Here is a 15123-nt window from a genome sequence, read left to right on the forward strand (position 1 = left end):
CCAGTAAAGCCGAGACGCTCTGTGGTGGTCGCTTTGACATTAATGTTGGTGACGTCGGTGTCCAAATCTTGTGCGATGGTTTGGCACATCGATTCGATATATGGCGCCATTTTCGGTGCTTGGGCAATGATGGTGATGTCAGCATTACCCAGCACATACCCCTGCGCTTGTACTCTTTGGTACACATCACGCAGAAGAAAACGGCTGTCCGCACCTTTCCACTCATCATCGGTATCAGGGAAATGGCGACCAATATCACCGGCAGCAATCGCGCCCAACAGTGCATCACACAGTGCGTGCATCGCCACATCGCCATCGGAGTGAGCAATCAAACCTTGCTCATAAGGAATGGCAACACCGCCAATGATGACTGGGCCTTCTCCGCCAAATTTGTGCACGTCAAAACCGTGACCGATTCGAATCATCGTGTTATGTCCTTTCATTTATTCGAGGCAAAGGGTCTGTTCCCTCTGCAAATAAAACTCTGCCAAAGCCAGATCCTCTGGTTGGGTGATTTTAATATTATCGCCGCTCCCAGGTACCAGCAGTGATGCTCCGCCACTCCACTCAATCGCGGACGCTTCATCCGTAATGACGGCCTGAGATTGCAACGCCTTGCTCAGCGCTTGGGTCAAGGTGTGAGTCGGGTACATCTGCGGTGTCAGGGCATGCCATAGCCCTTCTCTATCAACGGTGTGATCCACCGTATTGCTGACGGCGTTGTGATGAGCTGCTCGTTTCATGGTATCTCGTACCGGCATGGCTAGAATGCCTCCGATTTGCTCAGCTAAGCAGCGCTCAATCAGATGAGAAATATCCGCTAATTTCACACAAGGTCTGGCTGCATCATGCACTAACACCCACGGTGACATCTGATGCTGAGAAACATACTCGAGCCCACGCAGCACAGAATCAGCGCGCTCACGACCACCACTGACACGAATCACCTTGGGGTGAGTCGCAATGGGCAGCTGTTCAAAGTAAGGGTCGCCATCGCTAATCGCGACGACAACATGCTCAATATCTGGGTGAGAAAGTAGACGCGAGAGGGTGTACTCAAGAACGGTTTTACCCAAAATTTCTAGATACTGCTTGGGACGATCCGCCTGCATGCGTTTGCCCACGCCCGCAGCGGGGACAATGGCAGTAATTTTGCCAGCAAAATGGCTGTCTGACATTTAATTGTCCTCTCCAATGATGCGATAGAAGGTTTCCCCTTCTTTCACCATGCCCAGTTCATGCCGAGCACGCTCTTCGATGGCATCAAGTCCTTGGCGTAAATCGTCAATTTCGGCGAACATTTCATTGTTGCGAGATTGGAGGCTCGCATTGACTTGATGTTGAACGTCGATTTCTGCACTGACCGCTTGGTAGTCGGCCACGCCATTCTTACCCAGCCACAACTCATATTGTAGCCAGCCTAAAATCAGCAATAGAGTCAGAGCAAAAACACGCATACTGTCAATCAAAGATGAGAGATAAAGAAAGACCACATATATATCACAATGTTGCCCCTCAAGCGAGGTACGGATTGTCTATGTGGTCTGAGAAGAGTGGGATTAGCGAGTCAGCAGAAAAGCAAACAAACCGACACCCAAAAGCAAACGGTAAATCACAAATGGCGTCATACCCATTTTTGAAATCAGCTTCAAGAAGAAGTGAATACAGAGGTAAGCGCTGACAAATGACGTGACAATGCCCGTTAATAGGAAACCAGTGTGGATAGGCTCACCGCTGATCACCAACTTAAGACCTAAGTAACCGCCAGCAAGAAGAATGATAGGGATAGACATCAAAAACGAAAAACGCGCCGCGGCTTCGCGAGTAAAGCCTAGATAGAGCGCTGCCGTCATCGTTGCGCCAGAACGTGAGGTACCCGGAATCATCGCCATCGCTTGCGCAAGACCAATAAAGAGCGCCTTTTTCCAACCCGCTTGGTATTCATCATCGGTCAGCGTGGCGGTTTTATCCACCCACCAGAGCAACAAACCAAACACTATGGTGGTGGTGGCAATCACCCAGGCACTGCGCAAGTAGATCTCAATGATGTCTTTCATCAGTAGCCCGAAGATACAGGCCGGAATCGTGGCTAATAGAATCATCCACGCCAATTTGGCTTCTTTGCTGCGCTCTGCTCTAAAAATGGACGCAAAAAAGGACGAGAGCAGTGTCACCACTTCTTGGCGGAAATAGATAATGACCGCCGCTAACGTACCCACGTGTACCGCGACATCAAACGCTAAGCCTTGGTCATCCCAACCTAAAATGGCGGAAGGCAAAATTAAGTGCGCAGAGCTGGAGATGGGCAAAAACTCGGTCAGACCTTGGATCAAGGCCAAAATGAAGGCTTCAAAATAACTCATGGATATCTCATTGGGTGGTGTCATCGAACCACATCGGAACGGCGGTCAATGACGTGGTTAAATTCAGTTGTTGCTGGAGTTCTTGCACTTGTCGGCCATCACCGGGAATGACCCTATCGGGGCAAAGCTCCGCCAATGGTTTGAGAACAAACGCGTAGTGATAAATGTCTTTGCGCGGAATCTGGGGCGATTGCGCAGAAACTTCATCACCAAACAGCAGAATGTCCAGATCGATAGTGCGAGGCTGAAATTTTTCTGCGTGTTCACAGCGGCCCCATTTAAGCTCAATATCGCGCAGAGAGCGTGAAAATTTTGTCAGATTTTCAGTCGTTTGCAACTCAACGACCAAATTATAGAAACGGTCTCCGTCAAATCCGACCGACGGGCACTCGTAAATGGTCGACAGCCTTAATCCTTGGCCTAAATGGCGTAACTCATCAATCGCCGCCTTGATGTGCTTTTTTCTCTCCACATTGGAACCGACGCCAATGTATGCGGTGATCATGCCTTGCCTCGCTCAATCACCACACCCACAGCTTTGGCCTGTGCCACCGCGCCCGGCTTGGCTAGTCGAATGCGAATCCAGGGTACATTAAAGGTGGTCATGACTAACTCCGCGACCTCTTCCGCCACACGCTCAACTAACAAAAAACGGCCTTGCTCAATGTGGTTCAACACCGCTTCACTCACCTTGGCGTAATCTAAGGCGTCCACCACATCATCGCTTTTACCTGCGGGGCGGTTGTCGTGCGCCATTTCAATGTCCAACACCAATTTTTGTTTGATTTGTTGTTCCCAGTCGTACACGCCAATGGTGGCGATGACTTCTAACTGCTCAATAAATACTTTATCCATGGTCACTGCTGTCCTGTTTGATCCGAGGAGAGGTCGGATACCCATTTCTCATAAAAAGTCGTACTATTTTACTGCTCTGGCGTTCAGTGTCAGTAGTTTAAGTCGCGAAGCCGCGATATGATACCAGTTAAACGCAACAGAATATCAATGACTGGTTTACCTCACCCTTGCTGACTATGAGTGAATTCGAATGACACCACTTGCCCTCATCTTGATCATTTGCGCCTATTTATTAGGCTCAATCTCAAGTGCGGTGCTGATTTGTCGTCTCCTCAAACTCCCCGACCCCAGAAAGCAAGGCTCACACAACCCCGGCGCCACTAATGTGTTGCGTATTGGGGGCAAAAAAGCCGCTATCGCGGTATTACTCTGCGACATGCTCAAGGGCACCATTCCAGTATGGGGTGGGTACTTTTTACACATTGATCCAATCATTCTTGGTGTTGTTGCAATTGCTGCCTGTCTGGGTCACATGTACCCTATCTTCTTCCACTTTAAAGGTGGGAAAGGCGTGGCCACGGCATTAGGTGCGATAGCCCCTATCGGTTTGGATTTAACAGGCATGATCATCGCCACTTGGCTCAGCGTTGCGCTGATCTTTCGCTACTCTTCGTTAGCGGCGATTGTCACCGTGCTGCTGGCACCGTTTTATACATGGATGGTCAAGCCGCAGTACACCTTGCCAGTCGCCATGCTGTGTTGTCTGATTGTCTTGCGTCATCATCAAAACATTAAACGCCTGTTTGCTGGCACCGAGCCCAAAGTGGGCGAAAAGAAGCAGGCATAAAAAAGGCTTCAACCAAGAAGCCTTTAAACACGATATATTCCATTGAACGGAACCAAGAATGCCGCGATTATTCTGCGCCGCGCAGTGGTTGCAGAGTATCGATGGGCCATCGCGGCGTCGCTTGAACCGCCAAATCTGCTACTTCGCCGTTTTTAAGGCGCTGCATGCCCGCAAACGCGATCATCGCACCGTTATCGGTACAAAATTCCGTGCGCGGATAATAGACTTCCCCACCAATTTTTTTCGCCAGCGCCGCCAAATCAGCCCGCAAACGCTTATTCGCACTCACGCCACCGGCAATAACGATGCGCTTAAAGCCAGTTTGTTCCAACGCTCGCTTACATTTGATGGTTAACGTCGCACACACGGCCTCTTCAAACGCTAGGGCAATATCCGCTCGGGTTTGCTCATCATCGCCATTGGCAGCAATCGTATTGGCCGTAAATGTTTTCAAACCAGAGAAGCTCATATCCAGGCCCGGACGATCCGTCATAGGGCGCGGAAACTTAAATCGCCCCGGCGTGCCTTTCTCGGCCAGTTTCGACAACAGCGGACCACCTGGGTAGTCTAGCCCCATCAGTTTTGCTGTTTTATCAAAGGCTTCACCCGCGGCGTCATCAATCGACTCACCCAAGATTTTGTACTCGCCAATCCCTTTTACTTCGACCATCATCGAGTGGCCACCTGAGACCAACACCGCAACAAACGGAAACGGCGGCGGGTTCTCCTCTAGCATCGGCGCGAGCAAATGCCCTTCCATATGATGTACGGGCACGGCTGGCACACCCCAAGCGTACGCGAGACTGCGACCAATGGTCGCCCCAACCAGCAGCGCCCCCACAAGACCTGGGCCAGCGGTGTAAGCAATACCATCAATCTCTTTTGGCGTGACGCCCGCTTCTTTCATCGCCGCTTTAATTAACGGAATCGTCTTTTTAACGTGATCGCGAGAGGCCAACTCAGGCACAACACCGCCGTAGTCAGCATGAAGCTTAACTTGGCTGTAGAGTTGATGGGAAAGCAGCCCTTTCTCATCATCGTAAATGGCTATGCCTGTCTCATCACACGAGGTTTCAATACCAATAATGCGCATGGTTTACCCTGGATGCCTCTCTCTCAATTTCAAAATTGGCGCAATCTTACCTTGCCTTCGCGCTGCAAACAAATTTTGTACAGTGTATAAACAATAAAAGGCTTTACAAAGCTAATGTGATCGGATTAAAATTCCGCACCATTTTTGATCAAGCTGATTGTAGGCCTTGCAACTGAGCAGGTACTGTGAAGTCAGCATTAACGAATTAACCCCTGAGGTGAAAGGCATATGCCAGTAGTTAAAGTACGTGAAAACGAACCGTTCGACGTTGCACTACGTCGTTTCAAACGCTCTTGCGAAAAAGCAGGTATCCTTTCTGAAGTGCGTCGTCGTGAGCACTACGAAAAACCAACTACAGTTCGCAAACGCGCTAAAGCAGCAGCTCAAAAGCGTCACGCTAAGAAGCTAGCTCGCGAAAACGCTCGTCGCGTTCGCCTGTACTAATAGCTAAGTCCTAAAGGATTCTAGTTATGGCTCTGATTGACCAACTCAAAGAAGAGCAAAAATTAGCGATGAAAGCCAAGGACAAATTGCGCCTTGGCACTATCCGTTTAGCTTTGTCAGCAATTAAGCAACGTGAAGTCGACGAACAGATCACTCTTAACGACGACGACATTCTTGCTGTGTTGACGAAAATGGTTAAACAGCGTCGCGATTCTGTCGCTCAATATGAATCAGCGGGTCGCCAAGACCTTGCGGATGCAGAAAAAGCCGAAATTACGGTACTTGAGGATTTTATGCCTCAACCACTGACCGACGACGAAGTTGTCGCATTGATTGACAATGCAGTCACTGAATCAGGCGCAGCGGGCATGCAAGACATGGGTAAAGTAATGGGCGTTCTAAAACCACAGATTCAAGGACGTGCAGATATGGGTAAAGTGAGCGGTTTAGTTCGCACTAAACTGGCTTAACACACCCAAGCCTATTACAACAAGCCGTGCTATCCTTCGGAATGCGCGGCTTGTTTGTATCTATCCCCCAATTGTTTAGTTAGTGCATTTTTCTAAGGTTTTATGGCAGGACACATTCCTCGTAGTTTTATTGATGATCTGCTTGCTCGACTGGATATCGTCGACATCATAGACGCACGAGTAAAACTTAAGAAAAAAGGCAAAAACTACAGCGCGTGCTGCCCTTTCCATAACGAAAAGACCCCATCATTCAGCGTGTCGCAAGAGAAGCAGTTTTACCACTGTTTTGGCTGTGGTGTGCATGGCAACGCCATCGACTTTATGATGGAGTATGAGCGCCTCGAATTTGTCGAAGCCATTGAAGAGCTTGCCTCATTCCTAGGTTTAGATGTCCCTAGAGAGCAGCGCCAAGATGGTCGTTTCAACCGAAGCAATCAACCGCAAGCCAGCAGCGAACAAAAGCGCAACCTCTACGATTTGATGGGCACCATCGCGCAGTTTTATCGTGACCAGCTTAAGCTCTCTAGCAGCAAGCCTGCGATTGAATACCTTAAGCAGCGCGGCCTCTCTGGCGAAATCGTGCAGAAATTTGGCATTGGCTATGTCGCCGACGAATGGGATTTAGTGCGCAAGAACTTTGGTCAGCATAAAGCGACCCAAGACATGCTGGTCAGTGGCGGCATGTTGATTGAGAACGACAAAGGCAACCGCTACGACCGTTTTCGCGGGCGTATTATGTTCCCGATTCGTGACCGACGCGGGCGGGTGATTGGCTTTGGTGGCCGAATTATTGACGAAGGCACGCCCAAGTACCTCAACTCGCCAGAGACGCCAATTTTCCACAAAGGCAAAGAGCTCTATGGCTTGTATGAAGTCATGCAGGCATATCGAGAGCCGAAACAAATCCTCGTGGTTGAAGGCTATATGGACGTGGTTGCCCTCGCGCAATATGGTATTGATTATTCCGTAGCGTCCCTTGGCACCTCAACGACCGGTGATCATATCCAGCTTTTGTTTCGACAAACCCATACCGTGGTCTGTTGTTATGACGGTGACCGAGCAGGTAAAGAAGCCGCATGGCGCGCTCTAGAGAATGCCCTTCAGTACCTAAAAACAGGCAACACACTGAAGTTTCTCTTCCTGCCGGACGGAGAAGATCCAGACAGTTACGTACGTAAATACGGTAAAGAAGCGTTTGAGCAACAAATGGAGCAGGCCACGACGCTTTCCAGTTACTTGTTTGATAATCTGATTGAGATTCACAACCTCAATTTAGGTTCAAACGAGGGCAAGTCAGCACTGCGCGCGCACGCCAGTAGCCTGATCGATAAGATTCCAGACCCGTATTTTCAAGAACTGCTAGAAAAATTGCTCGACGAGCGAACCGGATTCGATAATCAGCTTAGACAACCGCGCAAAAAGCAAAGCGAAACTCGACCTCAGCCACACAAAGAGATCAAACGTACACCCATGCGTGAGGTGATCGCTTTGCTTATCCAAAATCCGAGCTATGCTCAAATGGTACCGGATTTATCGAGCGTCCGAGAGTTACCCGTACCCGGTTTAAGTTTATTTGCCCAGGTGCTTGAATATTGTCATCAGCACCCCAATATCAACACAGGCCAGTTGTTAGAGACCTGGCGAAATACGAGCCATGAAGCGCTACTGTCTCGTTTAGCGAGCTGGGAAATCCCGCTCGATGAAGATAACGAGCAAGATATATTTTTAGACTCATTGGACAGAATACTGGCCCAGTGCGTCGAAAAACAAATTGAAAACCTGCAGGCCAAAGAAAGAAGTGTCGGTTTATCAGCCGAAGAAAGAAGGGAGCTGCTAGCGTTGATGCTAGATTTGAAAGCGTAACCCTGTTTAATTAGTCAGCAATCAATTAATTTGTTATTATGTGTGGTTTGCAACTCGCATACTAATTCCTTCACCAGATACTAAGTTGGATACCGTCTATGGATCAAAATCCGCAGTCACAGCTGAAACAACTTGTCATTAAAGGCAAGGAACAAGGCTATCTGACCTACGCAGAAGTAAACGACCACCTGCCAGCAGAAATCGTTGATTCCGAGCAGGTTGAAGATATCATTCAGATGATCAATGACATGGGCATTCGAGTCGTCGAAACGGCGCCCGATGCCGATGATCTTGCATTGAATGATGATGACACCATTACCGATGAAGACGCAGCAGAAGCTGCGGCAGCGGCGCTTTCTAGCGTAGAGAACGAAATTGGCCGCACAACTGACCCAGTTCGCATGTACATGCGTGAAATGGGTACGGTTGAACTTCTGACTCGAGAGGGCGAAATCGACATCGCTAAGCGTATTGAAGACGGTATTAACCAAGTTCAAAACGCTGTTGCCGAATACCCAGGCACTATCCCATACATTCTTGAGCAGTTCGACAAAGTACAAGCGGAAGAGCTTCGTCTTACCGATCTCATTACTGGCTTTGTTGATCCAGATGCAGAAGAGACCACAGCACCGACGGCGACGCACATCGGCTCTGAGCTCGCACAGTCTGACTTGAAAGATGAAGACGAAGAAGATGCGGATGACGATGAGGACGATTCAGATGACGATGACTCTGAAGAAGATACTGGCATCGACCCTGAGCTTGCACTAGAGAAGTTCACGTCGCTGCGTAATACCTTCCAGAACTTCCAGCTCGCCTGTAACGAGTACGGCAAAGAGAGTCCGAAAGCGCAAATCGCTCATGAACTCGTCCTCGACGTATTCAAAGAGTTCCGTCTGACGCCGAAGCAGTTTGACTACTTGGTCGATGAACTTCGCACCTCGATGGAGCGCGTTCGTACTCAAGAACGTCTAATCATGAAAGCGGCCGTTGAATACGGCAAAATGCCGAAGAAATCGTTCATTACGCTCTTTACCGGCAATGAATCTAGCGACGCTTGGCTTGATGAGATCCTTGCTTCTGACAAGCCGTACGCAGAGAAAGTTCGTCGCAGCGAAGACGACATCCGCCGCTCGATCATGAAGCTAAAAGCGATCGAAGAAGAGACCTCTTTGACGGTGCAAAACATCAAAGAGATCAGCCGCCGTATGTCGATCGGTGAAGCGAAAGCTCGCCGTGCGAAGAAAGAGATGGTGGAAGCGAACTTACGTCTGGTTATCTCGATTGCGAAGAAATACACCAACCGTGGTCTACAGTTCTTGGATCTTATCCAAGAAGGTAACATCGGCTTAATGAAAGCGGTCGACAAATTTGAATACCGTCGTGGTTACAAATTCTCGACCTACGCAACATGGTGGATTCGTCAGGCAATCACTCGCTCGATTGCAGACCAAGCACGTACGATCCGTATTCCGGTACACATGATCGAAACGATCAACAAACTCAACCGTATCTCTCGTCAAATGTTGCAAGAGATGGGTCGTGAGCCCCTACCGGAAGAGTTGGCTGAGCGCATGCAGATGCCAGAAGATAAGATCCGTAAAGTGCTGAAGATCGCCAAAGAGCCAATCTCAATGGAAACACCGATCGGTGATGATGAAGATTCACATCTAGGTGATTTTATCGAGGACACCACGCTTGAGTTGCCTCTCGATTCTGCCACCGCCACCAGCTTGAAAGTGGCCACCAAAGACGTACTGGCCGGCCTCACACCTCGTGAAGCAAAAGTACTGCGCATGCGCTTTGGTATCGACATGAACACAGACCACACTCTGGAAGAAGTCGGTAAGCAGTTCGATGTAACGCGTGAGCGTATTCGCCAGATCGAAGCAAAAGCGCTACGTAAATTGCGCCACCCTAGCCGCTCAGAAACTCTGCGCAGCTTCTTGGATGAGTAATTCACGCTAAGACGCATGATTGATGAAAAGGTGAGCAAGCGCTCACCTTTTTTATTATGGGTAGACTTAAGTGAATAAAAACTAAGCGCATTTAGCCATGCTTGCGGCTAGACAGCTTCGGGGGCTTCCCCTATAATCGATGCCCTACGGCCCCTTAGCTCAGTGGTTAGAGCAGTCGACTCATAATCGATTGGTCCCCAGTTCAAGTCTGGGAGGGGCCACCAAATTCTAAAAGGCGAGTAACCAAAGGTTAACTCGCCTTTTTAGATCCCATACTTAATTGTCGTGTCCTCTCTAATCATACTACAGCTCTCTCGTATGGTTCGATTTAAACATTAGTAAACGCTAATTTTTCAAACTCTTAAAAACGAGACATTTTTTGAATCTGCGCCACATATAAACTAAGTTAGTATAAGTACGCGTCAGCTTTTTCGGCTAGTTTGATAATAAGCACTCATTAGAAAGTAGCAAACCTATTTATATTTCATCGACCTAACGCACCCTGTTGGTGCCAATGAGGCCATTTATGCTATTTTTTCGCAGCCGTAAAGACTCTGCTTACACTGATCTTGAACTCAATGCAATGCGTACCTCTGCGCAAGTGTTCAGCGCCATCAAATCCAGCGTTGCCTACATTGAGTTTCAGCCTGACGGTCATGTCATCACCGCAAATCACTTATTTCTCGACGCACTCGGCTACCAATTGAGTGACGTTCAGGGTAAACATCATCGCCTTTTTTGTGATTCGATCCTGACCTCTTCTTCCGATTATCAACAATTTTGGCGCGATCTAGCCAATGGACAGCCTCAGACAGGCACCTTCAGACGCCTTCGTAAGGGGGGCGAAGAGATTTGGATTGAGGCGACCTACGTTCCCGTGAAAGATGACAATAATAAAGTGGTCAAAGTGATCAAAGTCGCTAGTGATGTCACGGAGAAAAAGCACCGCCTAGACAATCAAGAAGCCATTTTTGAATCGCTTAAAAAATCCATGGCCTATATTGAATTTACCCCAAAAGGGGAAATCATCAATGCCAACGATAACTTCTGCGCCTGTGTTGGCTATAAGCTTTCTGAGATTCGAGGTCAGCATCACCACATTTTTTGTAGCGAAGATTTCATCCACAACAATCCAAATTTTTGGCCCTCACTAGCCAAAGGCGAGTTCAAAGGCGGGCTCTTTGAAAGACGTAACAAGCACGGTGAGATACTGTGGTTAGAAGCGACCTACAACCCTGTTTTTGATCGTCATGGCAAGGTGGTGCGTGTGGTGAAATTTGCCAGTGATATCACTGACCGAATTCTTCATCAGCAGGCTATAAGAGATGCCTCTAAGGTGGCTCAGCAGACCTCGCTTCACACTTTAGACATTGCCAATGATGGCGCTCGAACGCTAGGTACCGCGACCGATGTCGCCAATCAAATTGACGTATCAGTCAGTACCGCTTCCACTCTAATGGGGAAACTGACGGAGCAATCGCAACAAATTACCCACATTGTCACCACCATCTCCAACATTGCCGATCAAACCAACTTACTCGCACTGAATGCCGCCATAGAGGCCGCACGCGCAGGGGAGTTTGGCCGCGGGTTTGCGGTTGTTGCTGACGAGGTGCGAAACCTCGCAGCGAATACAACGAAAGCGACCGATGAGATAGGGAATATTGTTAAGCGCAACAGTGAGTTGACTTCAGAATCTGAGGGAACCATGGCGCAGATTCAAGCGAGAGTCGTCGAATGCAACCAGCAGTTGCAGGAGACACAAGCCCTGATTGACGAGATTCGACAAGGAGCGCAGAACGTTGCAGATACGGTGACGCAACTGGTCAAAGATTGATAAGGATATGTGCCCGACCAGCGTCGGGCACGTAATTTCATTAAAAGCCTTTGCTTTTCTTAATCAAGTCGTAAGCGTTTTGAATTTCCTGCGCTTTTTCTTTCGCGACATTCATCATTTCAGGGGGGAGGCCCTTCGCCATCAACTTATCTGGATGATGCTCATTCATCAGTTTACGATAGGCACGCTTGATCGCTTTGGCATCAGCGCTGCTGTCAATACCCAGTAATTTGTAGGCATCGCTCAGTTGATCTGCGGTACTCGCTTGCTGCCACTGCCCGCCAGATTGATGATAGTGCCCACCATTGCTGCCACCAAAACCCCCGCGTTGAAAACGAAACGCCGCTTCTTGCATGCGAAGGCGTTGCTCAAGTTGTTCTGATGAAAACCCCAAACCTTGTGCAATCTTGTGCAGGACATTGCGCTCTGCCGGGTGAATCTCGCCATCCGCAAACGCTGCAGATAGTTGTAACTCGAGAAAAAACTGCAGCAAATCAAAACGACCTCCGGTTGAGATGCGGACACGCTCTAAGACTCGCTCCAATGGGAAATCTGCGCTTTTTCCTTCTCTGAAGGCTTCTTGTGCCGCTAATTTCTGCTCACCATGCAGGTTCATGCGATCCATCATCGTTGAAGCCAGCTGGATCTCCTCGCGAGTGACCTGCCCTTTTGATTTCGCAACGTGCCCCATCACAGAGAACGCCGCTTTAAAAAACTCTTCTTGGCGCTGCGCTTGGCTTGGTCCTTCACCAAAGCCGCTATTGAACCCCGCCTGTCTTAAACGGCGTGCTTTATCAAACTGATGGCCTAGAAAAAGACCGAACAACGCCCCAAATGGTCCTCCAAACAGAAAACCAAAAAAAGTGCCAAGGATTTTGCCGAAAATGTGCATTATATGCTCTCAACCTCTGAATTTTTTCTTCTCAACGCGGTCTGATAGTGCCGTACGCCACAATTTACTTTATTATAAAGACCGTTTTATCTTAGATTCGGTTACCTATTCACCGGATATATCAAGTTCAACAGGATAGTAAAACTCGATGTCATTTTTCCCCCGCACCTTACTGGCCGCATCGATCGGCGCTGCGCTCTATGTCCCTCAGGCCTTATCTGAAGTAACCGTAGACGATAGTGTGCAGGAACTGCCCTCTATTGATCAATGCTTAATCAACGAACCTGAGTCTGATAACCCGAATCAAGATCCCATCAATGTCGAAGCAGACAGCTTAGAGGCGATCAACGGCGATAAAGCCACCTACAGCGGTAACGTTGTGGTCGTTCAAGGCAAGAAGCAGATGCGTGCCGATAACGTCACCCTCCACCAGCAAGAAAACATCGTGGTTGCGGAAGGGAACGTGATGTTCAGCGACGGTGAGCTGAAAAGTATATCAGAGAAAGCCACCAACAACCTCAACACAGAAGAAGTGACATTGGAGAACACCCAGTATCAATTCTTGTGTGAGCCAGGGCGCGGTGAAGCGGTCTACGTGGCCAAGACGGGTAAGGCAATGTACGAAATCGAAGACGGTACGATTACCTCTTGCCCGGAAGGTGATAAATCATGGCGACTGCGTGCCTCTAGTATTGATGTTGACCAAAACGAAGAAGAAGCGACCTTCTACAATCCGCGTTTCGAAATCGTCAATGTGCCGGTATTCTACTTGCCTTATTTGACCGTACCTATCGGAGATACACGTAAGACAGGCTTTTTGTATCCAACGGTCTCATACGGCTCAAGCGATGGTTTTGAAATGGAGGTGCCGTTTTACTGGAACTTAGCACCAAACTATGACCTCGAAACCACACTCAAATACATGCAAAACCGTGGGACGCAACTCAATAGTGAATTCCGTCATCTGTCGACATTGGGCAACACTAATATCAAATCGGAATACTTGCCAGATGATAAGAAGTACACCTCTGATGGCTACAGCGATCGCTGGGGCGTGCAATGGGAGCACAATGGAATTTACAAGCAGCATTGGAAGTTTGAAGTTGATTACTCAAAAGTCAGTGACATCTACTATTTCTCCCACGTAGACTCGAGTATCGGTAATAGAGAAGATGGGCAATTGATTCAAGAAGCACAAGCGACGTACCGTAGTGATTCTTGGGACGCATCGATCCTCACCCGTGACTTTCAAGTATTAACCGAAAGTACTAGCAGCCTTCCATACCGACTGTTACCTCAACTGGAGTTTAACTACTATGCGCCAGAAGTGCTGCGCTATTTAGACTTTGATGTAATCAGTCACATATCCCGTTTTGACACTGACGCTGACGGAAAGCCCAGTGCCACCCGCGTACACGTCGAGCCTGGATTCAAAATTCCTATTGGTACGACTTGGGGTTCATGGACAACCGAAGCACGATTGCTAGGTACCTACTATCAACAAGAACTCGAAGGTGTTGATACCACTTCCTCCGATAGTGATTATTATGGACTAGAAGAGAGCGTGTCTCGTGTAATACCCGAATTTAGAACTCACGCAGGTCTGATTCTGGAGCGAGATACTGTCGTGTTAGACAGTTATACGCAGACACTAGAACCACAAATTCAATATGTCTACGTCCCGAATCAAGACCAAAGCGACATCGCAACATATGATACAACCTTGATGCAAACCGACTATTACGGCTTATTTCGCAGTCGTCGATACAGTGGTGTTGATCAAATTGCTCACGCTAACCAAATTAGCTACGGTGCATCGACTCGTTTCTTAGACGACCAGTTTAAAGAAAGATTGAACGTCTCTTTTGGACAAATCTTCTACTTGAAGAATGGCATAAAAAATCAGTCTCTCACGGATAGTGACACTGATAGCGATACTGATAGCACATCCAACTACTCTGCATGGGCCGTCGAAATGGATTTCAACTATGATGATTTCTTGTTCTATCATGGTGGTATCCAATACGATATTGATGCGGAAGAGGTACAACTCGCCAACAGCACATTGGAGTATCGATTCAATGGTGGTTACCTTCAAGGTAATTACCGATATGTCACGAGAGACTATATTGAGCAAACATTAGGCGACAGCTTAGGTGACCTAGACAGCATCACCGAAGAAGGTATTTCTCAAGCCGGTATTTTGGCCAGCTATAATATCTCCCGCCACTGGAGTGTAGGTGCTCAGTACTTTCATGATGTCACGACCAACGAGGCATTGGAGTGGCTGGCGAGAGTGAACTATACCGACGACTGCTGGTATATCGGCTTCACCTACAGCAATCAGCTGGATAGCTGGGATCCTAGCTTCTCAAGTTATCCAGATTCAGACCCTGTCTATGAAAATAACTTTAGTGTTAACTTTGGCATTATCGGCTTTGGCACAAATATTGGGGCAGGCTCAGGAATGGCAGGGATGGACAGTGCAGGCAACTCCCTCGGCTACGGTCGCCCATTCTTCTTAAACAACTAAATCTCTCTCCTGCTGCAAGGCGGCAGGA

At 48.4% G+C, this 15123-nt stretch carries 15 protein-coding genes and 1 tRNA gene; 8 read left to right on the plus strand and 8 right to left on the minus strand.

Annotated elements, in window-relative coordinates; genetic code table 11:
- The 6 genes from ispF to folB form a co-directional block, all read right to left on the minus strand.
- The coding region (ispF, locus tag AC6R1O_RS14375) for a 2-C-methyl-D-erythritol 2,4-cyclodiphosphate synthase (RefSeq protein WP_500657256.1) at positions 1–425 on the minus strand (425 nt) is incomplete at its 3' end.
- Positions 426–443: 18 nt separating this feature from the next.
- Positions 444–1178 carry a 2-C-methyl-D-erythritol 4-phosphate cytidylyltransferase gene (ispD, locus tag AC6R1O_RS14380; protein WP_500657257.1) on the minus strand — a complete coding sequence of 245 codons (735 nt, stop codon included), beginning with the start codon at positions 1176–1178 and terminating at the stop codon, positions 444–446.
- Positions 1179–1457, minus strand: coding sequence for a cell division protein FtsB (ftsB, locus tag AC6R1O_RS14385; protein ID WP_334553629.1), 279 nt, complete (start codon positions 1455–1457; stop codon positions 1179–1181).
- A gap of 102 nt (positions 1458–1559) precedes the next feature.
- The gene (locus tag AC6R1O_RS14390; protein ID WP_500631465.1) at positions 1560–2363 is read right to left on the minus strand and encodes an undecaprenyl-diphosphate phosphatase; all 804 of its coding nucleotides are present in this window, start codon (positions 2361–2363) and stop codon (positions 1560–1562) included.
- 7 nt (positions 2364–2370) lie between these two features.
- Complete coding sequence (folK, locus tag AC6R1O_RS14395) at positions 2371–2868, minus strand: 2-amino-4-hydroxy-6-hydroxymethyldihydropteridine diphosphokinase (RefSeq protein ID WP_500657258.1); 498 nt, start codon at positions 2866–2868, stop codon at positions 2371–2373.
- Entirely contained in the window at positions 2865–3224 is a 360-nt protein-coding gene (folB, locus tag AC6R1O_RS14400; protein ID WP_500657259.1) for a bifunctional dihydroneopterin aldolase/7,8-dihydroneopterin epimerase, read from the minus strand. The genes folK and folB overlap by 4 nt, the downstream gene beginning before the upstream one ends.
- Before the next feature lie 184 nt (positions 3225–3408).
- Between folB and plsY the strand changes: the two genes are divergently transcribed.
- Positions 3409–4005: a glycerol-3-phosphate 1-O-acyltransferase PlsY gene (gene plsY, locus AC6R1O_RS14405; protein WP_487902140.1), complete on the plus strand. Its 597-nt coding sequence runs from the start codon at positions 3409–3411 to the stop codon at positions 4003–4005.
- A gap of 67 nt (positions 4006–4072) precedes the next feature.
- On the opposite strand, the gene tsaD is transcribed toward plsY, so the two are convergent.
- The gene (tsaD, locus tag AC6R1O_RS14410; protein WP_500626383.1) at positions 4073–5098 is read right to left on the minus strand and encodes a tRNA (adenosine(37)-N6)-threonylcarbamoyltransferase complex transferase subunit TsaD; all 1026 of its coding nucleotides are present in this window, start codon (positions 5096–5098) and stop codon (positions 4073–4075) included.
- Between the two features lie 228 nt (positions 5099–5326).
- Here tsaD and rpsU point away from each other — a divergent pair, with 228 nt between their 5' ends.
- The 6 genes from rpsU (at position 5327) to AC6R1O_RS14440 (ending at position 11670) form a co-directional block, all read left to right on the plus strand.
- On the plus strand, positions 5327–5542 hold the full coding sequence (gene rpsU, locus AC6R1O_RS14415; protein ID WP_001145625.1) for a 30S ribosomal protein S21: 216 nt from the start codon (positions 5327–5329) through the stop codon (positions 5540–5542).
- Between the two features lie 26 nt (positions 5543–5568).
- Positions 5569–6012 carry a GatB/YqeY domain-containing protein gene (locus AC6R1O_RS14420; RefSeq protein WP_500657260.1) on the plus strand — a complete coding sequence of 148 codons (444 nt, stop codon included), beginning with the start codon at positions 5569–5571 and terminating at the stop codon, positions 6010–6012.
- Between the two features lie 102 nt (positions 6013–6114).
- Complete coding sequence (gene dnaG, locus AC6R1O_RS14425; RefSeq protein ID WP_500657261.1) at positions 6115–7875, plus strand: DNA primase; 1761 nt, start codon at positions 6115–6117, stop codon at positions 7873–7875.
- Between the two features lie 98 nt (positions 7876–7973).
- Positions 7974–9833 carry an RNA polymerase sigma factor RpoD gene (gene rpoD, locus AC6R1O_RS14430; protein ID WP_500631461.1) on the plus strand — a complete coding sequence of 620 codons (1860 nt, stop codon included), beginning with the start codon at positions 7974–7976 and terminating at the stop codon, positions 9831–9833.
- A gap of 148 nt (positions 9834–9981) precedes the next feature.
- Positions 9982–10057, plus strand: a tRNA-Ile gene (locus tag AC6R1O_RS14435).
- Positions 10058–10359: 302 nt separating this feature from the next.
- Entirely contained in the window at positions 10360–11670 is a 1311-nt protein-coding gene (locus AC6R1O_RS14440; RefSeq protein WP_500657262.1) for a methyl-accepting chemotaxis protein, read from the plus strand.
- Positions 11671–11710: 40 nt separating this feature from the next.
- On the opposite strand, the gene djlA is transcribed toward AC6R1O_RS14440, so the two are convergent.
- Positions 11711–12562, minus strand: a complete 852-nt coding sequence (gene djlA / locus AC6R1O_RS14445; RefSeq protein WP_500657263.1) for a co-chaperone DjlA — start codon at positions 12560–12562, stop codon at positions 11711–11713.
- Between the two features lie 148 nt (positions 12563–12710).
- On the opposite strand from djlA, the gene lptD reads away from it, so the two are divergent.
- The gene (gene lptD / locus AC6R1O_RS14450) at positions 12711–15095 is read left to right on the plus strand and encodes an LPS assembly protein LptD (RefSeq protein ID WP_500657264.1); all 2385 of its coding nucleotides are present in this window, start codon (positions 12711–12713) and stop codon (positions 15093–15095) included.
- Positions 15096–15123 lie beyond the last annotated feature (28 nt).

This window comes from Vibrio sp. R11-SG3-ISO3-SZ (assembly GCF_059834345.1).